This window comes from Tsukamurella strandjordii, assembly GCF_039525985.1.
Taxonomy (GTDB): Bacteria; Actinomycetota; Actinomycetes; order Mycobacteriales; family Mycobacteriaceae; genus Tsukamurella; species Tsukamurella strandjordii.
Map to the genome: position 1 here is coordinate 70,303 of NZ_BAAAII010000001.1, position 19,298 is coordinate 89,600.

Here is a 19,298-nt window from a genome sequence, read left to right on the forward strand (position 1 = left end):
TAGGAGTCGATGCTTATGAGTCACTTGGTGTCGGCCAGGCACCGACGCGGAGAGCGCTAGCCCCCGCCGAGCACGATGCCCTCGCGCCGCGGGTCCACACCGCCCGCATACACACCGTCCTGTTTGACGATGGCCGACAGTCCGGAGACCTGCGGCACCATGTTGAGCTGATGCCCGAGCCCGCGCAGCTCGTCCGCGACCTTCGCGCCCGCCGGACCGGACACCGCGGGGTGCTCGGTGCCCAGGTTCGTCTTCGGCGAGTTCGCGGCACCGAAATTGGCCATCGACACCGCCTGCTGCGGGTTCAGCTTCCAGTCGGTGATGCCGATGATCGACTTGATCACGTACTGGATGATCACCGCTCCGCCGGGGGAGCCGAGCGCGCCCATCACCTCGCCGCGGCCGCCGTCGGCGCCGCGGGTGAAGAGCAGCGTGGGCGACATCGAGCTGCGCGGCCGCTTGTTCGCCTCCACTCGGTTCGCCACCGGAGCACCCGCGGAATCGACGGGCTCCGTGGAGAAGTCGGTGAGCTGGTTGTTGAGCAGGAAGCCGTTGGTCATGTGGTACGACCCGAAGGCGGACTCGATGGTGGTGGTCATCGATGCCACGTTGCCGTACTTGTCGAGCACCGTGATGTGGCTGGTGCCGTGCTCCGGTGTGGTGGTCACTCCGGGGGTCGCGGTGGGCAGATCGCCGGCCTTCGCCGTCCCCATCGACTTGTTCGGGTCGATGAGCTTCGCGCGGCCCTGCAGGTACGCGGGATCGACCATCGCGGCGGGTGATCCGCCGGGCAACGGGATGAACGCGGGATCGGCGATGTACTTGTCGCGGTCGGCGTACGCGAGTCGCTCGGCCTCCGAGATCAGGTGGATCGCTTTCGCCGTCGGCAGGCCCCCGTCGGGTCCGGGATCGGAGCCCTGCTGCGCCGCCGGGCCCAGCCCCGCCAGGTCGAAGGAGTTGAGGATGCCGAGCGCCTGCGCCACGGTGATGCCGCCCGACGACGGTGCGGGCATACCGCACAGTTCGCGGTCCCGGTACGGCGTGCACACGGGCTCGCGGACCTGAACCTTGTAGTTCGCGAGGTCCTCCAGGGTCATCGTGCCGGCGGTGCGACCGTTCGTCGTGTCGTTGACGGACTCGACGATCGATTCGGCGATCGCGCCGGTGTAGAAGGCCTTGGCGCCCTCGGAGGCGATGGCGCCCAGGGTCTTCGCGTACGCGGGATTGACGAGCTTGGTGCCGGCCTTCTTCGGCGCACCGTCGGGTTCGAGGAGGTACCCCTTGAGATCGGCGTCGTTGGCGAAGTTCTTCGCCTCGTCGGCGATCGCGCCGGCCAGGCGGTCGCTGATGTCGAATCCGTCGTCGGCGATCCGCACCGCCGGGTCGAACAGCTCGCGCCACGACTTCTGGCCGTGCTCACCCTGGACCGCCTCGAGCAGTCGCAGGGCGCCGGGAACACCGATCGCGCGGCCCGACGAGCGCGCGTCGGGCTTGGGGGCGGTCGGATCCTCGGGCGATACCCATCGCAGGTAGTTCTCGGTGGCGCTGGCCGGTGCGGTCTCGCGACCGTCGTAGGCCTGCACCTTCTTCGACTTGGCGTCGTAGTACAGCAGGAAGGCACCGCCTGCGATGCCGGAGGACTGCGGCTCCACCAGGCCGAGCACCGTCTGCGCGGTGACGAGGGCATCCGCCGCGGTGCCGCCCGCCGCGAGAACCTCGCAGGCGGCGCGGGTGGCGATCGGATTCGCCGTCGCCACGGAGTAGTCCTTGGTGTACGTCACCGGGAGGCCGGAGCGGTACCCCGATGCGCCCTCCGGCGTGGTGCTGATGTCCTTCGGGCCGGTGGGCGAGGCCGTGGCCGATGGGGTGAACATCGTGCCCTGGGCTCCGGTGGCGGCGCAGCCCTCGGCGGCCACGGCGACCGACGACGAGGCGGATCCGCCCGAGCCGGACGAGCCGCAGCCGGCGATCACCAGTGGCACCGCGAAGACGGCCGCCGCAGCGGACTTCAGACGGGGACGCGGACCGGTCATGGATGCCTCCAGGCGCTCGACGATGCTGGTCAACGTAGCACCGCCGTAAGTCCCGCGAAGGGTTTCCGATCAGCGCAGCGAGGCGTCCGGCACCGTGGGCGGGCACGGGGCGCCCGGAGACGTGGCGACCTCGAAGTGCCACCACTCGTTGTCGAAGGCGCGGCACAGACCCCAGCGATACCCGTTGGCCTGCAACCAGGCTGCGCCCGCGACCGGGCCCACGTCGATCGCTCGGCCGGTCACGTGCGTCGACTCATCGGGCGGCAGGACCCAGCGTCGCGCCGCCGCGGGCGATCCGTACCGCGCGAGGCCGTCGCGCCAGAGCCACTCCTGTTGGGCCCACGTCCGCTTCCCGGAGGTGATGGACAGTGTCACGCCCTCGGCGGACGCCTGCGCGACGGCGGTGGTGTAGGCGTCCGCGAGGTCCGGCGCGAGGCCGCTGGTCCCGGGGAGCGTCTCCGCGGTGACCACGGGCGCCGGTGCCAGCGCCGCCACGATCCCCAGAGTGAGGGAGGCGACGACGCGACGAGGGGTGGGCACCCGACGACTCTAACCGCCGCTCGTCGACGGTGCCGGGCCCCGGACCTCGGACACCTCCCGTCCGCGCGCCGCGATCGCTAGTCTTGGATCCGACAGCTTCCGCCGCGCGACGAGAGGGATCGACCGTGCGCCCAACCGGGCACCAGGACACCGACGCCGGAGAGCGGACGGTGGGGGAACACCGCAGCGACGGACCGATGGACGTGCTGCTCGTGACCGGCCTGTCCGGCGCAGGGCGCGGTACCGCCGCGAAGGTGCTCGAGGACCTCGGGTGGTACGTCGCCGACAACCTGCCGCCCGCGTTGATCGGGAAGATGGTCGACATCTCGCTCGCCGACGAATCCCGCATCCACCGGCTCTGCATCGTGACCGATGTGCGCAGTCGCACCTTCACGGGCGACTTCGCCGATCTGCGGCGTGAACTCGCGGAGAAGGAGATCGAACCGCGTGTGCTGTTCCTGGACGCATCGGATCAGACGCTGATCCGGCGCTTCGAGCAGGTGCGCCGCAAGCATCCGTTGCAGGGCAGTGGAACCCTCGCCGAGGGGATCGCTGCGGAACGGCACATCCTGCAGCCGATCCGGTCGACCGCGGATCTGGTCGTCGACACCTCGAACCTGTCGGTGGCGCGGCTGCGGGAGAACATCGAGAGCGCCTTCCGCACGCTGCGTTCGGGCACCATCACCGTGACGGTCGAATCGTTCGGCTTCAAGAACGGCATCCTGCTCGATGCCGACATGGTGATGGACGTGCGATTCCTGCCCAACCCCTTCTGGATTCCCGAACTGCGCCCGCTCAACGGGCTCACCGATGATGTCTCCGGTTACGTTCTGGGGCAGCCGGGCGCCTCGGACTTCCTCGACACCTACATCGACCTGATCCAGCCCGTTCTCGACGGTTACCGCCGCGAGGGGAAGACCTACCTCACGATCGGTGTCGGCTGCACCGGCGGCAAGCATCGCAGCGTGGCGATGACCGAGGAGCTGGTGCGTCGGCTCGCGGGTAGTCCGGGCATCGAAGTGCGTGCCGCACACCGGGATCTGGGGCTCGAATGAGTGGTTTGAAGGTCGCCGCGCTCGGCGGCGGGCATGGACTGTTCGCCACGTTGCGGGCCATGCGGGCGCTGGATGCCGATATCACCGCCATCGTCACCGTGGCCGACGACGGCGGATCGTCGGGACGGCTGCGGACCGAGCTCGGCATCATCCCGCCGGGCGATCTGCGGATGGCGCTCGCCGCCCTCATGCCCGACGACGAGCGCGGCGAGTTCTGGGCCGGAATCCTGCAGCACCGCTTCGGCGGCGGCGGTGCGATGGCCGGTCACCCCGTGGGGAACCTGCTGCTCGCCGGGCTGTGCGAGGTGCTCGGGGATCCGGTCGATGCGCTCGACGCCCTCGCCGATCGATTCGGCATCGAGGGACGCGTGCTGCCGATGGTGCCGGGACCCCTGCGGATCGAGGCGGATGTCACAGGGCTGGAAGAAGATCCGCGGCTCTCGCGCGTGATCCGAGGACAGGTCGCCGTCGCGGTCACACCCGGCCAGGTGCGCCGGGTACGGCTGCTGCCGGCGCACCCGGAGGCGTGCGTCGACGCGGTCGAGGCGATCCTCGGCGCCGATGTGGTGACCCTCGGCCCAGGATCGTGGTTCAGCTCGGTGATCCCGCACGTGCTGGTTCCCGAGCAGCTGGACGCGCTGAAGCGGACCTCGGCCAGGCGGGTGTTGATCCTGAACCTGGCGCCCGAGCCGGGGGAGACGGTCGGCTATTCGCCCGAGCGGCATCTGCACGTGCTCGCCGCGCATGCCGAGGGACTGCGATTCGACGACGTGATCGTGGACGCCGAGACCGTGCCCCCGGGCCCGGAGCGCGAGCACCTCGTGCGGGCCACCGCGCACCTCGGGGCCCGGCCCCATTTCGTCACCGTCGGCGTTCCCGGTACGCATCAGCACGACCCCACGGCTCTGGCAGCCGCGATCGGTGATGTGGCCTACAGTGAATCCCCAGGCACTCAATAGTTAAACTTTTGAGTCTTTGTCCGCTCACCCGATCACGTCCCCTAGGAGGAGTCCCGCTGTGGCGTTGACATCCCAGGTCAAGGATGAGCTGAGCAGGCTCTCCATCACGCAGGTGAGCTGCCGCCGCGCCGAAGTGGCCTCCCTGCTGCGCTTCGCCGGCGGCCTGCACATCCAGGGTGGCAGGGTGATCGTCGAGGCCGAGGTGGACATGGGCATCATCGCCCGGCGCCTGCGCAAGGAGATCCTCGATCTCTACGGTTACAACTCCGATGTGCACGTGCTCAGCGCGGGCGGGCTCCGCAAGGCGGCCCGGTACATCGTGCGCGTGGTCAAGGACGGCGAGGCCCTCGCCCGGCAGACGGGCCTGCTCGATATGCGCGGCCGGCCGGTCGTCGGACTGCCCTCGCAGATCGTCGGCGGATCGGTCGGCGATTCGGAGGCGGCGTGGCGCGGAGCCTTCCTCGCCCACGGCTCGCTCACCGAACCCGGACGGTCGAGCGCGCTCGAGGTCTCGTGCCCCGGCCCCGAGGTCGCGCTCGCGCTCGTCGGTTGCGCCCGGCGGCTCGGTGTGACGGCGAAGGCGCGGGAGGTGCGCGGCGCCGACCGGGTCGTGGTCCGCGACGGCGAAGCCATCGGTGCCCTCCTCACTCGGATGGGTGCCAACGACACCCGCCTGGTGTGGGAGGAGCGGCGCATGCGCCGCGAGGTCCGGGCGACGGCGAACCGTCTGGCGAACTTCGACGATGCCAACCTCCGACGGTCCGCCCGTGCCGCGGTGGCGGCCGCCGCCCGCGTCGAGCGCGCGCTGGAGATCCTCGGCCCCGACGTTCCCGATCATCTCGCCCAGGCGGGTTCGTTGCGCGTGCAGCACCGTCAGGCCTCGCTCGAGGAGCTCGGTCAGCTCGCCGATCCGCCGATGACGAAGGACGCCGTGGCCGGCCGCATCCGCCGCCTGCTGTCGATGGCGGACAAGCGTGCCGCGGCCGACGGTGTCCCCGACACCGAGTCCGCCGTCACCGCCGACATGCTCGACGACGGCGAGTAAGTTCAACGCATTTGATATCCACTGATGTGGATATAGTCGACGTGTGAGCGAACCCGAGACCGGCAGCGCCAGCCGTCGCGGCTGCCTCGGGGCCGTCGTCGCAGTAGTGGCGGCACTTCTGTTGTGCGTACTCGTCGTGTTCAGTCCCGACCTGTACGGCAGGTTCCGCGCTGGCGACTCGGCGGCCGACCGGTGGTTGGCAGTGGCGACGGGGGCGTTCGCCGCGATTCAGCTGCTCATCCTGGCGACGGCCTACGGCTACGCCGTCATGGCATCGGTGCGGCGCCTGTACTGGTGCGCCCACCGCCGCAAGGCCGTCAAACGGTGGCGGCGAATAGCCCGGGCGGCGGGAATCGGTCCCGTCCGGCGATGGGCGGCGCTCCGAGCGGGGACCAACGCCCCGACGAAGCAATCGATCAAGCGTCTGTGGAAAGCGCGAACCCCGGCGTGGTTGGGGCGCGGCCTCTTTCTCCTCGGTTTTGCCGGCGCGATCGGCGCTTGGGTGGACATGGGCGCCGACCTCGCGGATCCGCCGATCGGCATGTTCTCCTTCGTGATCCTGGCGCTCGTCGTCCTCAGTGACGACCGGGCGCCAAGCGTCTTCGAATCGCCCACCCTCGGCAAGCACGCGCTGCGCCCCGACGACGATCCGGACTCCGCGACTCGTCACGCCCGCGCCGACTGATCGGTTCCCCGCCTGGAGCGCGTGTCCCCCTGATTCCTCGGTGTCCCCTTGCCAGTTGTCGATGGGAGGCCACGCCGACGAGGGGAGGCCGGCTCCCCGCCGGGAGCGGGCGGTGGAGTTCGCCGGAAATGTCCGAAGCCAGGCGAAGAAAGTGTGACGAGCGCGAACCCCCAGCTCCCTGCCGGTGCGTACGGGCCACGCGATAGGGTGTGGTGACAGGCACATCCAGTCGAAGGAGCAGTTAAGTGACGGTTCGCGTTGGCATTAATGGTTTCGGTCGGATCGGCCGTAACTTCTTCCGCGCGGTGGCGGCCCAGAAGGCGCTGGGCACCACTGATATCGAGATCGTGGCGGTCAACGACCTGACCGACAATGCCACTCTGGCCCACCTGCTGAAGTTCGACTCGATCCTCGGTCGCCTGGACGCGGACGTCTCCGCCACCGGTGACGAGATCCGCATCGGCGACCAGGTGATCAAGGCGCTCGAGGTCCGCGAGGGCCCCGCCGCCCTGCCGTGGGGCGACCTCGGCGTCGACATCGTGGTCGAGTCCACCGGCATCTTCACCGCCCGCGACAAGGCTCAGGGCCACCTGGACGCCGGCGCGAAGAAGGTCATCATCTCCGCTCCCGCCTCGGGCGAGGACATCACCATCGTGATGGGCGTCAACGACGACCAGTACGACGGCAGCCAGAACATCATCTCCAACGCCTCGTGCACCACGAACTGCCTCGGCCCGCTGGCCAAGGTGCTCAACGATGAGTTCGGCATCGTCAAGGGCCTGATGACCACGATCCACGCCTACACCCAGGATCAGAACCTGCAGGACGCGCCGCACAAGGACCTGCGTCGTGCCCGCGCCGCCGCGATCAACATCGTTCCCACCTCGACCGGCGCCGCGAAGGCCATCGGCCTGGTGCTGCCCGAGCTCAAGGGCAAGCTCGACGGTTACGCGCTGCGCGTGCCGATCCCCACGGGTTCGGTCACCGACCTCACCGCGCAGCTCGCCAAGTCGGCCAGCGTCGAGGACATCAACGGCGCCCTCAAGGCCGCCTCCGAGGGCAAGCTCAAGGGCATCCTCAAGTACTACGACGCGCCGATCGTCTCCTCGGACATCGTCACCGACCCGCACAGCTCGATCTTCGACGCCGGCCTCACCAAGGTCATCGACGATCAGGCCAAGGTCGTGTCCTGGTACGACAACGAGTGGGGCTACAGCAACCGCCTCGTCGACCTCGCCGGCCTCGTCGGCAAGTCGCTCTAAGCGGTCCGCGGCGTGAGTTCCGTCTCCACGCTCTCCGACCTCCTCGCCGAGGGCGTCGAGGGACGCACGGTTCTGGTCCGTAGCGATCTGAACGTGCCCCTCGACGGTGACCGCATCACCGACGCCGGCCGCATCGTCGCGTCCGTGCCGACCATCAAGGCCCTCGCCGAGGCGGGCGCCAAGGTGATCGTCACCGCGCACCTGGGCCGTCCCAAGGGCGAACCCGACCCGGCGTTCTCCCTCGCCCCCGTGGCGAAGGAGCTGGGCGAGCGGCTCGGCCGCAACGTCCAGCTCGCGGGCGACGTGGTGGGCCAGGACGCGCTCGCGCGCGCCGAGGGCCTCACCGACGGTGATGTGCTGCTGCTCGAGAACGTGCGTTTCGACGCGCGCGAGACCAGCAAGGACGATGCCGAGCGGGAGGCGCTCGCGCGTGATCTCGCCGAGCTCGTCGACGTCTCCTCGCACGCCGGCCCGGGCGCCTTCGTCTCCGACGGTTTCGGTGTGGTGCACCGTAAGCAGGCATCGGTCTACGACGTCGCCAAGCTGCTCCCGGCCTACGCCGGCCAGCTCGTGGACGCCGAGGTCCGGGTGCTCGCGCAGCTCACCGAGAACCCGTCGCGTCCCTACGCGGTGGTGCTCGGCGGCTCGAAGGTCTCCGACAAGCTGGGCGTGATCCGCGCGCTCGCGCCGAAGGTCGACACCCTGGTGATCGGCGGCGGTATGGCGTTCACCTTCCTTGCGGCGCAGGGATATTCGGTGGGTACCTCGCTGCTGCAGGAGGACCAGATCGACACCTGCAAGCAGCTGCTGCAGGAGTTCGGCGACGTGCTGCACCTGCCGATCGACGTGGTGGTGGCCGACAAGTTCGCCGCCGATGCCGCCTCCAAGACGGTCGCCTCCGACGCGATCGAGGACGGCTGGATGGGCCTGGACATCGGTCCCGAGTCGGCCCAGCGCTTCGGCGCCGTGCTGACCGAGGCCAAGACGGTGTTCTGGAACGGCCCCATGGGCGTCTTCGAGTTCCCGGCGTTCGCCGCGGGCACCAAGGCCGTCGCCGAGGCCGTCATCAAGGCCACCAGCAACGGTGCCTTCACCGTTGTGGGCGGCGGCGACTCGGCCGCGGCCGTGCGCACGCTCGGCCTCGACGAGGACGGCTTCAGCCACATCTCCACCGGTGGCGGCGCCTCGCTGGAGTACCTCGAGGGCAAGGAGCTCCCGGGCCTGCAGGTGCTGCAGAGGAGTGACGCATGAGCCGCAAGCCGCTGATCGCCGGCAACTGGAAGATGAACCTCAACCACCTCGAGGCGATCGCGGTGGTACAGAAGCTCGCCTTCGCGCTGCCGGAGAAGTACTTCGCCAAGGTCGACGTGACGGTGATCCCGCCGTTCACCGACCTCCGCTCGGTGCAGACCGCGGTGGACGGCGACGGCCTGCTCATCACGTACGGCGCGCAGGACCTGTCGCCGCACGACTCCGGCGCGTACACCGGCGACATCTCAGGTGCCTTCCTGGCGAAGCTGGGTTGCACCTACGTCGTCGTCGGGCACAGCGAGCGGCGCACCATCCACGGCGAGACCAACGAGATCGTGCTCGAGAAGACGAAGGCCGCGCTGCGTCACGGCCTGACCCCGATCGTGTGCATCGGCGAGGGTCTCGACGTGCGCGAGCGCGGCGAGCAGGTGGCCTACAACGTCGAGCAGCTCAAGGGCTCGCTCGCCGGCCTGACCACCGACGAGCTGTCGAAGATCGTGATCGCCTACGAGCCGGTGTGGGCCATCGGGACCGGCAAGGTCGCGACCCCCGCCGACGCACAGGAGGTGTGTGCCGCGGTGCGCGCCACTGTCGCCGAGATCGGCTCCGCCGAGGTGGCCGCGGGTATCCGCGTCCTGTACGGCGGCTCCGTGAGCAGCAAGAACGTCGGCGAGCTCGTCGCTCAGCCCGATGTGGACGGCGGCCTCGTGGGCGGCGCGTCGCTCAAGCCCGACGAGTTCGCGGCCCTGAGCGCGATCGCCGCCGGCGGACCGCTCTGACCGACCGGGCCGAATCGCCGGTGCGCCGGCGACCCGTCCCCACTATGTAGACTGGATCCTCGTGGAAACTTTGCAGCTGGTGCTGAAGATCGCCATCATCGTGCTGAGCGTGCTGCTGGTGGTGCTCGTTCTGCTCCACCGCGGCAAGGGCGGCGGCCTCTCGTCGCTGTTCGGCGGCGGCGTCCAGTCGTCCCTGTCGGGCTCGTCGGTGGTGGAGAAGAACCTCGACCGCGTGACGATCTTCGTGGGCATCGTGTGGACCGTGTGCATCATCGGCGTCACCCTGAGCATCAAGCTCAGTTCCTGACGTCCGCGACCTCGAAGGCGCCGTGAATCCGATCGGGTTCACGGCGCCTTCGCTTTGTGCGGGGTCACCCAGCGGCGGGTGATGCGGACCACAGTGGGCACGCTCGGAGCCCGTCCTTCATACTTGTTGTCATGACCAGTGAGCCCGCACGCGCCGCAACAGAACCCCTCCGCGACGACATCCGGCTGCTGGGCGGGATCCTGGGCGACACCATCCGCGAGCAGGCCGGTGATCGCATCTTCGATCTCGTCGAGAACGCCCGGCAGGAGTCCTTCCGAGTACGCCGCTCCGAGATCGACCGCGAGCAGCTGGCCGCGATGTTCACCGATCTGCCGACCGCGGAAGCGGTTCCCGTGATCCGCGCCTTCTCGCACTTCGCGCTGCTCGCCAACCTCGCCGAGGATTTGCACCGCGAGCGGCGGCGCGCGATCCACGTGCGCGCAGGGGAGCCCCCGCAGGCCTCCTCGCTCGCGCACACCTACTCCCTCCTGGAGGAGGCCGGGCTCGACGGTGCCGCGGTGCAGGCAGCACTCCGGCACGCGCTGGTCGTGCCGGTGATCACCGCGCATCCCACCGAGACCCGGCGGCGCACCGTCTTCGACACCCAGCACCGCATCACCGAGCTCATGCGCTACCGCGACCGCACGCAGCTCGATCCCCGCGAGGAGGAGCAGGTGCAGGTGAATCTGCGCCGCCAGATCCTCACCCTGTGGGACACGGCGCTGGTGCGCCTGGAGCGGCTGCGCATCCAGGACGAAGTGGTCAACGGCCTGCGCTACTTCGATTCCGCCTTCCTCGAGGTGATGCCCCAGATCAACCACGAGATCCGCACCCGGCTGCGCGAGCTGTACCCGGACACTGACCTGCTGTCCGAGCCGATCCTGCGGCCCGGATCGTGGATCGGTGGCGACCGCGACGGCAACCCGTTCGTGACCGGCGAGGTGGTCACCATGGCCTCGCGCCGCGCCGCCGCCACCGCGATCGAGCACTACCTGCGCCAGCTCCTGGAACTGGAGAAGGAGCTCGCGCTCAGCCTGCGGCTGACCACCGTCTCCGACGACCTGCTCGCCCTCGCCGCCTGGGACGAATCACCCAAGCAAGCCGACGAGCCCTACCGGCGCGCACTGCGCTGGATCCGGGGACGCCTGTCCGCGACCGCCGCAGCTCTGCTCGACGAGCCCCTCGACGCCCGGATCGACATCGACGCGCCGCGCTACGGCGCACCGTCGGAACTACTGGCCGACCTCGGCGCCGTGGACGCCTCACTGCGCACCGCCGGCGACGGCCTGATCGCCGACGCCCGCCTCCAGGACCTGCGGGAGGCGGTGAACACCTTCGGGTTCCACCTGTCCGGGCTCGACATGCGGCAGAACTCCGATGTGCACGAGGAGACCATCGCCGAGCTCTTCGCCTGGGCCGGTGTGCATCCCGACTACGCCTCGTTGGACGAGGCGGAGCGCGTGCGCTTGCTCACCGACGAGCTACGGCTGCGCCGGCCGCTGGTGGGGCCGGGCGCCGAGTTCAGTGAGCAGACCGCGAAGGAACTCGGCGTGCTGCGCGCCGCCGCCGACGCGGTCGCCAACCTCGGGCCCGGCGCCGTCCCGAACTACATCATCTCCATGTGCACCTCGGTGTCCGATCTCCTGGAGGCGGCGGTGCTGCTCAAGGAGGCGGGCCTGCTGCGCCCGGGCGACGGGTCCGCCGCTGACGCCACCGCGACCTGCTCGGTGAACATCGTGCCGCTGTTCGAGACCATCGAAGACCTGCAGCAGGGCGCGGCCACGATGCGCGCCGCGTTCGAGGTGCCCGTGTACCGCTCCCTGGTGGACGGCAAGGGCGGCCTGCAGGAGATCATGCTGGGCTACAGCGATTCCAACAAGGACGGCGGCTACCTCGCCGCGAACTGGGCCCTGTACCGCGCCGAGCTGGATCTGGTGGCGATGGCCCGCGACGCGGGCGTCACGCTGCGTCTGTTCCACGGCCGCGGCGGCACGGTGGGCCGCGGCGGCGGCCCCAGCTACGACGCGATCCTCGCGCAGCCGCCGGGCGCCGTTCGCGGCACGCTGCGGCTCACCGAGCAGGGCGAGATCATCGCCGCGAAGTACGCCGAGCCCGCGCTGGCGACCCGCAACCTGGAATCGCTGCTCGCCGCCACGCTCGAATCGACGCTGCTCGACGTGGAGGGCCTCGGGGACGACGCCGAGGAGGCCTACGCCGTGCTCGACGAACTCGCCGCCCTGGCGCGTGAGGCCTACGGCGATCTGGTGCACCGCACCGACGGCTTCGTGGAGTACTTCACCACGTCGACGCCGGTGGAGGAGATCGGCTCGCTCAACATCGGCTCGCGGCCCAGCTCGCGCAAGCAGACCTCGAAGATCTCGGACCTGCGGGCGATCCCGTGGGTGATGGCGTGGTCGCTCTCCCGCGTGATGCTGCCCGGTTTCTACGGCACCGGCACCGCGATCGAGAAGTGGATCGACGGGGATCCGGCCCGATTGGAGCGCCTGCGAGAGCTGTACCGGCGCTGGCCCTTCTTCCAGACCGTGCTCTCGAACATGGCGCAGGTGATGGCCAAGTCCGATCTCGGCCTGGCCGCGCGGTACGCGGAGCTGGTGCCCGACGAGGCCCTGCGCGAGCGGGTCTTCGGCAAGATCGCCGACGAGCACCGCCGCACCATCGAGATGTACTACGCGATCACCGAGACCGACGATCTGCTGGCCGACAACCCGGCGCTCAAGCGCTCGGTGTTCAACCGCTTCCCGTACCTCGAACCCCTCAACCACCTGCAGGTGGAGCTGCTGCGGCGGTACCGTGCGGGGGACACCGATCCGCAGGTGCAGCGGGGAATCCTGCTCACCATGAACGGCCTCGCGACCGCCCTGCGCAACTCGGGTTAGGCGAGAGGCGAAGGGAACCCGCGTGACCGAGAACGACGCGCCCGCCGTCCTGCGCCGGTTGCAGGCCGGCGCCACCCTCGACGAGGCCTTGGCCCTCTACGATTCGCTGCCACCGGTCCGGGTCGAGGAGATGATCGGGAGCTGGCGCGGCGCCGGGCTGCCCACCGGCAACCCGATGGACGGCCTGCTCGAGGTGTACGGCTGGCAGGGCAAGCGATTCGACTCGCCCGACGAGGCCCATCCGCTCGTCTTCGGCGGTCGCCGAGGCCTGTTCAGCACCAATCCCGCGGGCCTGCCGCTCGGGGCCATGGTGCGGGCGAGCCCGCTGCTGCGGCTGGGCCCGGTCGCGGCGCTCGGGAGGGCGGCGATCGCATTGCGGCGCACTCGTTCACCGAAGGCGCGGCTGCGGATGATCGAGTACCGCGGCGTGCCCACCGCCACCATGTCGTACGACGCGTTGCCCATCAACGATCACTTCCGGCGGGTGGACGAGCGCACCCTGCTGGGAGTGATGGACCTGCGCGGCCTGCAGAACCCGTTCTTCTTTCTCCTCCTCCGGGAGGAGGACGGCCGCTGATCGGCGGGGTACCGTCGAACCATGACTGAGGTTGCTGTCCTGGACGATCAGGCGACGGTGCGCAAGTTCCTCGCCGACCTCGCGGATGCGCGCGTCGACGATGCGCTCGCCGCCTTCGACGAGAACGTGGTCTACACGAATGTCGGCCTGCCCACCTTGCGCGGCCGGAATCAGGCGGGGCGCGTGGTGAAACTGCTCGCGAAACCCGGCCTGGGCTTCGGCGTCGAACTCACCTCCAGCGCCGCGGAGGGCGGCACGGTGCTCACCGAGCGGATCGACGAACTGCGCGTCGGCCCATTGCATGTGCGGTTCTGGGTGTGCGGCCGGTTCGACATCGTCGACGGCCGGATCATCTTGTGGCGCGACTACTTCGACAATGTCGATGTCTTCAAGGGCATCGTCCGGGGTGTCCTCGCCCTCGCGATCCCCGCGGTGCAGCGGCCGATGACGCCCATCACCCGCTGACCGTTCGATCACCGCTTGGTGGTGCCCTCGGGGCCGCGGGTATCGGAAATCAGCTTCGCGAAGCAGTGCGCGTTGTCCAGCCCCTGCGAGCGGCACCATGCGTTGGCGGGATCGGGTGTGTCCCAGCTCTGCCCGGCGAACACCGGAACCCAGAACACCTTGTTGGTGCTGAACACGGTCCAGTCCGGGCTGTACAACAGGCGGACGTCGCCGAAACGTTGATCGAAGTAGCCGACCTCGCCCAGGATGTCCGCTTCGTACCACGTCTTCCCGTCGTCGGTGGCACCGGCGAACTTCGATGCCAGCTGCGCGACCCACCGGTTGTTCAGTGTGGCGCGTGCGACAGGCAGATCGGTCGCGGCACGCGATTGCAAGGCGACGCGGGGGTCCGCGGGGATCGCGGCCGTGGCCGACGGTGTCGTCGCGGTCGTGGGCGGGGAGGACGCGGTGGCCGTCACAGTCGCCGTGCTCGCGGTGGGCGACGTGTTCCGGTCGGTGAGTGCCAGGTAGCCGAGGACTGCGGTCGCGCCGACCAGCACCGCCGCTATTACCGCAAGGATCGGCACGAGGCGATTGCGCGGTGCGGTCGCCGCGGGCTGGGAGTACGTCGCCGAGGGATGCGAGTAGCCGGCAGGGGGATACGACGGGGCCTGCGAATAGCTGGGCGGCGGTGCCGGGGGATAGGAGGCGGGCTGTGGCTGGGGAGTCGAGATGACCGTGGGGTCCGACAGGTCGGGGACGGGCCGGATCAGCGTGGCGTCCGCGTCGGGACCTGCGACCGCGACATCGACGCTGTGACCGTCCAGCGCTCGACGGGCCGCCGCCGCGAGCTCGCCGCACGACGCGAATCGTCCCGCGGGATCCTTGGCCATTCCGCGGGCAATCACCGCGTCCATGGCGGGAGGGACCGGCGCTTCGGCGGAGGGGCGTGGGATCGGTGACGTGAGATGCTGTTTCAGCATGGCGCCGAGGCTGTCGCCGCGGTACGGGGGATGGCCGGTGAGCGCCTCGTACAGAACGCACGTCAGCGAGTACACATCGGTCGCGACCGTGGCGGAGTCGCCGTCGAACCTCTCCGGCGCAGCGTAGGCCTGCGATCCGACGAAGATGCCCGCCGATGTCATCCGCGATTGCGTATCCGTCACGGCCAGACCGAAATCCAGCAGGTATGGGAAGCCGGACTCGGTCAGCTCTATGTTCGCGGGTTTCACATCACGGTGCACGAGCCCCTTCGCGTGCGCGTCGTCGAGGGCCCCGGCCATCTGCTCCACGAGTGACACGGCGCGGTCGGGCGGAAGCGGACCCTCTCGTAGGACCTCGGAGAGGTTGCGCCCCTCGACCAGCCGCATGTCGATGTAGAGCACCCCGTCGATCTCGCCGAAGTCGTGGATCGGGATGACGTGCGGATCCGCGAGTCTGGCGACCGTCTGCGATTCGCGGGTGAAGCGCTCGCGGAACTGAGGGTCTTCGGAAGCGGAGACGTGCAGCAGCTTGAGCGCGACATCGCGGTCACGACGCGCGTCGTGCGCGAGATAGACCTCGCCCATCCCACCGCTCCCCAGAAGCGGCCCTATCGAATACGGCCCCAGGGTGGTGCCGCTGCGTGTACCCCTACCGCTCATGGTCCCCCTGCATCCCCGGCTCTCGCGACGATCCTAACCGGACGACGAAGGCGCCGCGACGGTTCCGTCGCGGCGCCTTCGTGCGCAGATCAGCCCGGTCAGAGAGTGCGGGCGATGATCTCCTTCATGATCTCGTTGGTGCCGGCGTAGATCATGTTCACGCGGTTGTCCACGAAGAAGCGCGCGGCGGGGTACTCGGCCATGTAGCCGTAGCCGCCGAACAGCTGCATCATCTCGCTGGCCGCGTGCTGGGCGCGGTCCGAGGTCCACCACTTCGCCATCGCGACCGTCGGGATGTCGAGCTCACCCTTGATGTGCTTGGAGATGCAGTCGTCCACGAAGATGCGGGCGATCGTGGTCTCGGTGTGCACCTCGGCGAGCTTGAACTTGGTGTTCTGGAAGCCGAAGACGGGGCGGCCGAAGGCTTCCCGCTCCTTGGTGTAGCGCAACGTCTCTTCGAAGATGACCTCCATGCCGGACACGCAGGCCTGGCCGATGATCAGGCGCTCCTGCGGCAACTGCTGCATGAGCTGGTAGAAGCCCTGGCCCTCTTCGGTGCCGAGCAGATTCGCGACGGGCACGTGGACGTCGTCGAAGAAGAGCTCCGAGGTGTCCTGGCCCTTCTGGCCGATCTTGTTGAGGATGTTGCCCTTGCGGAAGCCCTCGCGGTCGGCCTCCACCAGGATCAGCGAGATACCCGCGGCGCCCTCGTCGGGGTTGGTCTTGCAGACCAGCACCACGATGTCGGCCTGCTGGCCGTTGGTGATGAAGGTCTTGCTGCCGTTGATCACGTACTCGTCGCCGGTCTTGATGGCGCGGGTCTTCACGCTCTGCAGATCCGAGCCGGTGCCGGGCTCGGTCATCGCGATGGCGCCGACGGCCTCGCCGGAGGCCATCTTGGGCAGCCACGTCTGCTTCTGCTCCTCGGTGCCGTACGCGAGGATGTAGTGCGCCACGATGCCGTTGTGCAGCGAGACGCCCCAGCTGGTGTCGACGGCCTGCGCCTGCGCCGCGATGAGCACGGCCTCGTGCCGGAAGTCGCCGCCACCGCCGCCGTACTCCTCGGGGATCGACAGGCATAGCAGGCCCAGCTCGCCGGCCTTGTTCCAGAGGTCGCGATCGACGTGGTGCTGTTCGGCGAACTTCTCGATGTTGGGGGTGAGCTCCTTGGCGAGGAACTTGTCCGCGAGGTCGCGGAGGGCGTCGAGCTCGTCGTTCATCCAGCTCGAGCGGCGGCGTGCGGCCATGGAAGACCACCTTTCTGCAGTCGGATCTGCGGAGGGTTGCTGTCCTACACCTAAGCAGACCGCCGCGAGCGGAAACAAGCACGGGTGCATGTTCCTGATGAAGCTCCAGGTGAGAGGCATTCCATCCGCGCCTATCATCGAGGAGTGCAGACGGTCGCGAGCGGCCGCGCCGCCCTTCGCCGGGTGTCGCGGCGCGAGTTGAGGGCGTTGCCGCGGATCGGTACCGGTCTCGCGGTGAACCTTCTGCTGGCCTTCGGCTGGATCCTGTTCTCGCCGCTGGAGTACACCGATCGCAACAAGATCTCGGTGATCATCGTCTACTTCGTGACCTTCGTGCTCGCCGATTCCGCAACCACCAACATGTTCGCCGACCAGGCGCGGCGTCAGGCCGGCGAACCGCATCGCTACGGGAAGTGCGTCGCCCTGGTGGTCGTGCGGAACGTGACGCTCTTCGTCGCTCTCGGTGCGCCGCTGCTGATCGCGACCGCCGTTCTGGTGATCCTGAGCGACCGCCCCGCCCTCGTCCCGTTCGCCATGGCCTCCGTCAGCGTGCAGGTCCTGGTATGGCTCGGTGTCTGTTCGATCCTCGCGACCGCCTTCCCCGTGGCCCGGGTCGGACCGCGCGGCCTGTGGAACGGCCGCCGTGAGGTGCGCACCACGGTGCTGCGGCTCGCATCGATGGGCGTTCCCTACCTGGTGCTGTGGGTGCTGCTCCCCGCCGACGAGGGGCGTCGACGGCTGCCGGGCCTGGGTGCGGTGCACCGTCGCACTCCCGGCGCGCAAGGGATGGACCACCTGCACCAGGCGCTCGGCGCCGTGGTCGCCGCCCTCACGATCTGGCTGATCTGCGTGCTGATCGGTGCGGCCATCGCGCGACACCGCGCGTGGCGCGCATGGGTCTGACCTGCGAAAACAGAGGTCTTTCGAAATTGTGAAGTCGGAGGGGAACCGATCGCCGTGATGGTGCGTCCAATTGATGCGGGAGGAAATCCAACGAGATCGGGGGGACGAGTTGGCAGACGTACCGCAGGTCGGTTCGTACGTCGCGCAAGCGGATGCGGCGTACGAGCAGGCGGACGAGGTTCGTGAGCGATTGGCCCGGGTATCGGGCACCGGGACGGCGGCGCGCGGCGACGTGCGTGTGACCGTCGGGATGGGGGGACGTCTCACGGGGGTGGTGATCGGGGGGCGTGCCACAGAGCTCTCGGGGGAGGCTCTGAGCGCGGAGATCATGACCGCGGCCTCCCTGGCCGAAAAGATCGCGGCCAGGGAGGTCCACTCGATCGCGTCGACCTACTACCCGGACATCGACGCGTGGAAACCGCTTCTGGGGGAGTCATGACGGAGAGCTGCATCGATCCCGCGGTGACCGCCGCACACACCAAGGCCCTCGCCGCCGCTGCGGACAAGGTCGACGCGGCCGGGACAGCCGCAGGAGCGAGGATCGGCGCCATGGACTTCGGAGCACTGTTCGCCCCGTGGCTCGTACCCATGGTCAACCAGACGCTCCAGCAGACCGCTGAGAGTGTCACCCGGTACCGCGAGTCCTACGCGGAACATCGGAGGGACTTCGTGAAGAACATCGAGGCCGATGTGGACGCGGACCGGACGGGAGCCGCCGATGTCACGAAGGCGGGCTCGAAGTGAGCACCACTGAATCGATCGAGGAATCGATCTCGGGAGTGCCGCTCGCCGAAGCGGTGTTCGATGCGGGCTCGGCCGTCGTGGACGGAAACGGGTTGGGCGCAGTGGGCGGCGCCGTCGACACCGTGCTCAAGATCGACGGTGTCGTCACCGATCCCATCGGGTCCTTCGCCGCCGCCGGCGTCGGCTGGGTCATCGAGCACATCCCCGTCCTGAAGGAGGCCTTGGACGCCGTCTCGGGAGACGAGGAGGCGATCAATGCGGTGAAGACGGTGTGGGAGCAGAAGGTGGCACTCCCGCTCGACGAAGTGTCGAAGTCGGTGAAGGAGGCGGGCGCCGCCACCGCATCGGGCTTCACCGGCGTCGATGCCGACGCCTATCGGACCTCGACGGCCAAGCTCGCCGTCGAGACCAGCGCGCTGGCGTACTCGGCGAAGTCCGCCGCGACCGGGATCAGCTTCGCGGGTGCGATGGTCATCGAAGTGCGGAACTGGATCCGGGACGAGTTGTCGAAGTTCCTGGCATGGACCCTCGCCAAGATGGCGGCAGCCGCAGCCGCGTCCGTCCCCACGGCCGGCTCCTCAGTGGTCGCCGCCACCAATTCGGTTCTGCTGCAGGGGGCCATGCTCGGGCAGAAGTTCGCGCGCATGCTGCAGAAGCTCACGAGCAAGCTCGAGACTCTGGCGGGCAAGCTCAGCTCGCTGGGCAACGCCACCCAGGCGCTCCGCCGCGTGAGCGCGGGGATCGACGGAGTCGCGGCGAGAGCGACGACCGCACTCGACAACGGAGCCGTGATCAACACGGCATTCAGGCTCGCCGGCGACAAGCCCACCTTCAACATCGGAGCAGCCGCGGTCGACCTCGGCATCGCCGAGGTCAAAGCGGCGGGTGACACCTGGGTGACCAACCGCGAGGTCCAGGCGAAGTAGC

Annotated in this window: 19 protein-coding genes; 15 read left to right on the top strand and 4 right to left on the bottom strand. The window is 69.0% G+C overall.

Going from position 1 to position 19,298, the window contains the following annotated elements:
* Window positions 1-56: 56 nt before the first annotated feature.
* Complete coding sequence (gene ggt / locus ABD108_RS00325) at window positions 57-2,033, bottom strand: gamma-glutamyltransferase (protein WP_343928969.1); 1,977 nt, start codon at window positions 2,031-2,033, stop codon at window positions 57-59.
* A gap of 69 nt (window positions 2,034-2,102) precedes the next feature.
* Window positions 2,103-2,573 carry a M15 family metallopeptidase gene (locus ABD108_RS00330; RefSeq protein WP_425579747.1) on the bottom strand — a complete coding sequence of 157 codons (471 nt, stop codon included), beginning with the start codon at window positions 2,571-2,573 and terminating at the stop codon, window positions 2,103-2,105.
* A 197-nt stretch (window positions 2,574-2,770) separates the two neighbouring features.
* Here ABD108_RS00330 and rapZ point away from each other — a divergent pair, with 197 nt between their 5' ends.
* The 11 genes from rapZ (at window position 2,771) to ABD108_RS00385 (ending at window position 13,855) form a co-directional block, all read left to right on the top strand.
* Complete coding sequence (gene rapZ / locus ABD108_RS00335; RefSeq protein ID WP_220658395.1) at window positions 2,771-3,628, top strand: RNase adapter RapZ; 858 nt, start codon at window positions 2,771-2,773, stop codon at window positions 3,626-3,628.
* Window positions 3,625-4,587, top strand: coding sequence for a gluconeogenesis factor YvcK family protein (locus ABD108_RS00340; protein ID WP_343928935.1), 963 nt, complete (start codon window positions 3,625-3,627; stop codon window positions 4,585-4,587). Before rapZ ends, ABD108_RS00340 begins: the two co-directional genes overlap by 4 nt.
* A 58-nt stretch (window positions 4,588-4,645) precedes the next feature.
* Window positions 4,646-5,632: a DNA-binding protein WhiA gene (whiA, locus tag ABD108_RS00345; RefSeq protein WP_220655710.1), complete on the top strand. Its 987-nt coding sequence runs from the start codon at window positions 4,646-4,648 to the stop codon at window positions 5,630-5,632.
* 43 nt (window positions 5,633-5,675) lie between these two features.
* Window positions 5,676-6,317, top strand: coding sequence for a hypothetical protein (locus ABD108_RS00350; RefSeq protein ID WP_220655709.1), 642 nt, complete (start codon window positions 5,676-5,678; stop codon window positions 6,315-6,317).
* Window positions 6,318-6,562: 245 nt separating this feature from the next.
* Window positions 6,563-7,579 carry a type I glyceraldehyde-3-phosphate dehydrogenase gene (gene gap, locus ABD108_RS00355; RefSeq protein WP_220655708.1) on the top strand — a complete coding sequence of 339 codons (1,017 nt, stop codon included), beginning with the start codon at window positions 6,563-6,565 and terminating at the stop codon, window positions 7,577-7,579.
* A gap of 12 nt (window positions 7,580-7,591) precedes the next feature.
* Complete coding sequence (locus ABD108_RS00360) at window positions 7,592-8,830, top strand: phosphoglycerate kinase (RefSeq protein ID WP_305112042.1); 1,239 nt, start codon at window positions 7,592-7,594, stop codon at window positions 8,828-8,830.
* Window positions 8,827-9,609: a triose-phosphate isomerase gene (tpiA, locus tag ABD108_RS00365; protein ID WP_220655706.1), complete on the top strand. Its 783-nt coding sequence runs from the start codon at window positions 8,827-8,829 to the stop codon at window positions 9,607-9,609. Before ABD108_RS00360 ends, tpiA begins: the two co-directional genes overlap by 4 nt.
* A 70-nt stretch (window positions 9,610-9,679) precedes the next feature.
* Window positions 9,680-9,916: a preprotein translocase subunit SecG gene (secG, locus tag ABD108_RS00370; RefSeq protein WP_220658394.1), complete on the top strand. Its 237-nt coding sequence runs from the start codon at window positions 9,680-9,682 to the stop codon at window positions 9,914-9,916.
* 131 nt (window positions 9,917-10,047) lie between these two features.
* Complete coding sequence (ppc, locus tag ABD108_RS00375; protein WP_343928936.1) at window positions 10,048-12,813, top strand: phosphoenolpyruvate carboxylase; 2,766 nt, start codon at window positions 10,048-10,050, stop codon at window positions 12,811-12,813.
* Between the two features lie 22 nt (window positions 12,814-12,835).
* Window positions 12,836-13,390, top strand: a complete 555-nt coding sequence (locus tag ABD108_RS00380) for a DUF4334 domain-containing protein (RefSeq protein WP_305112040.1) — start codon at window positions 12,836-12,838, stop codon at window positions 13,388-13,390.
* Between the two features lie 21 nt (window positions 13,391-13,411).
* Entirely contained in the window at window positions 13,412-13,855 is a 444-nt protein-coding gene (locus tag ABD108_RS00385) for a limonene-1,2-epoxide hydrolase family protein (protein ID WP_343928937.1), read from the top strand.
* A gap of 8 nt (window positions 13,856-13,863) precedes the next feature.
* Here the strand turns inward: ABD108_RS00385 and ABD108_RS00390 are convergent, their stop codons facing one another.
* Together ABD108_RS00390 and ABD108_RS00395 are read right to left on the bottom strand one after the other, a co-directional pair.
* Complete coding sequence (locus ABD108_RS00390; protein WP_343928938.1) at window positions 13,864-15,477, bottom strand: serine/threonine-protein kinase; 1,614 nt, start codon at window positions 15,475-15,477, stop codon at window positions 13,864-13,866.
* Window positions 15,478-15,575: 98 nt separating this feature from the next.
* The gene (locus tag ABD108_RS00395) at window positions 15,576-16,724 is read right to left on the bottom strand and encodes an acyl-CoA dehydrogenase family protein (RefSeq protein WP_220655702.1); all 1,149 of its coding nucleotides are present in this window, start codon (window positions 16,722-16,724) and stop codon (window positions 15,576-15,578) included.
* Between the two features lie 144 nt (window positions 16,725-16,868).
* On the opposite strand from ABD108_RS00395, the gene ABD108_RS00400 reads away from it, so the two are divergent.
* From ABD108_RS00400 to ABD108_RS00415, 4 genes are all read left to right on the top strand, one after another.
* Entirely contained in the window at window positions 16,869-17,627 is a 759-nt protein-coding gene (locus ABD108_RS00400) for a hypothetical protein (protein ID WP_305112038.1), read from the top strand.
* Between the two features lie 109 nt (window positions 17,628-17,736).
* Window positions 17,737-18,066 (top strand): YbaB/EbfC family nucleoid-associated protein, encoded by a 330-nt coding sequence (locus tag ABD108_RS00405; RefSeq protein ID WP_343928939.1) that lies wholly within the window; start codon window positions 17,737-17,739, stop codon window positions 18,064-18,066.
* On the top strand, window positions 18,063-18,371 hold the full coding sequence (locus ABD108_RS00410; protein WP_220655699.1) for a hypothetical protein: 309 nt from the start codon (window positions 18,063-18,065) through the stop codon (window positions 18,369-18,371). The genes ABD108_RS00405 and ABD108_RS00410 overlap by 4 nt, the downstream gene beginning before the upstream one ends.
* Window positions 18,368-19,297 (top strand): hypothetical protein, encoded by a 930-nt coding sequence (locus ABD108_RS00415; protein WP_220655698.1) that lies wholly within the window; start codon window positions 18,368-18,370, stop codon window positions 19,295-19,297. The genes ABD108_RS00410 and ABD108_RS00415 overlap by 4 nt, the downstream gene beginning before the upstream one ends.
* Window position 19,298 lies beyond the last annotated feature (1 nt).

What these genes read in the sequence shown, in the direction of transcription:
- ABD108_RS00410 (WP_220655699.1), top strand. Translation starts at nt 18,063, where the DNA reads ATGACGGAGAGCTGCATCGATCCCGCGGTGACCGCCGCACACACCAAG.
- ABD108_RS00340 (WP_343928935.1), top strand. Translation starts at nt 3,625, where the DNA reads ATGAGTGGTTTGAAGGTCGCCGCGCTCGGCGGCGGGCATGGACTGTTC.
- ABD108_RS00385 (WP_343928937.1), top strand. Translation starts at nt 13,412, where the DNA reads ATGACTGAGGTTGCTGTCCTGGACGATCAGGCGACGGTGCGCAAGTTC.
- ggt (WP_343928969.1), bottom strand. Translation starts at nt 2,033, where the DNA reads ATGACCGGTCCGCGTCCCCGTCTGAAGTCCGCTGCGGCGGCCGTCTTC.
- tpiA (WP_220655706.1), top strand. Translation starts at nt 8,827, where the DNA reads ATGAGCCGCAAGCCGCTGATCGCCGGCAACTGGAAGATGAACCTCAAC.
- ppc (WP_343928936.1), top strand. Translation starts at nt 10,048, where the DNA reads ATGACCAGTGAGCCCGCACGCGCCGCAACAGAACCCCTCCGCGACGAC.
- rapZ (WP_220658395.1), top strand. Translation starts at nt 2,771, where the DNA reads ATGGACGTGCTGCTCGTGACCGGCCTGTCCGGCGCAGGGCGCGGTACC.
- ABD108_RS00390 (WP_343928938.1), bottom strand. Translation starts at nt 15,477, where the DNA reads ATGAGCGGTAGGGGTACACGCAGCGGCACCACCCTGGGGCCGTATTCG.
- ABD108_RS00395 (WP_220655702.1), bottom strand. Translation starts at nt 16,724, where the DNA reads ATGGCCGCACGCCGCCGCTCGAGCTGGATGAACGACGAGCTCGACGCC.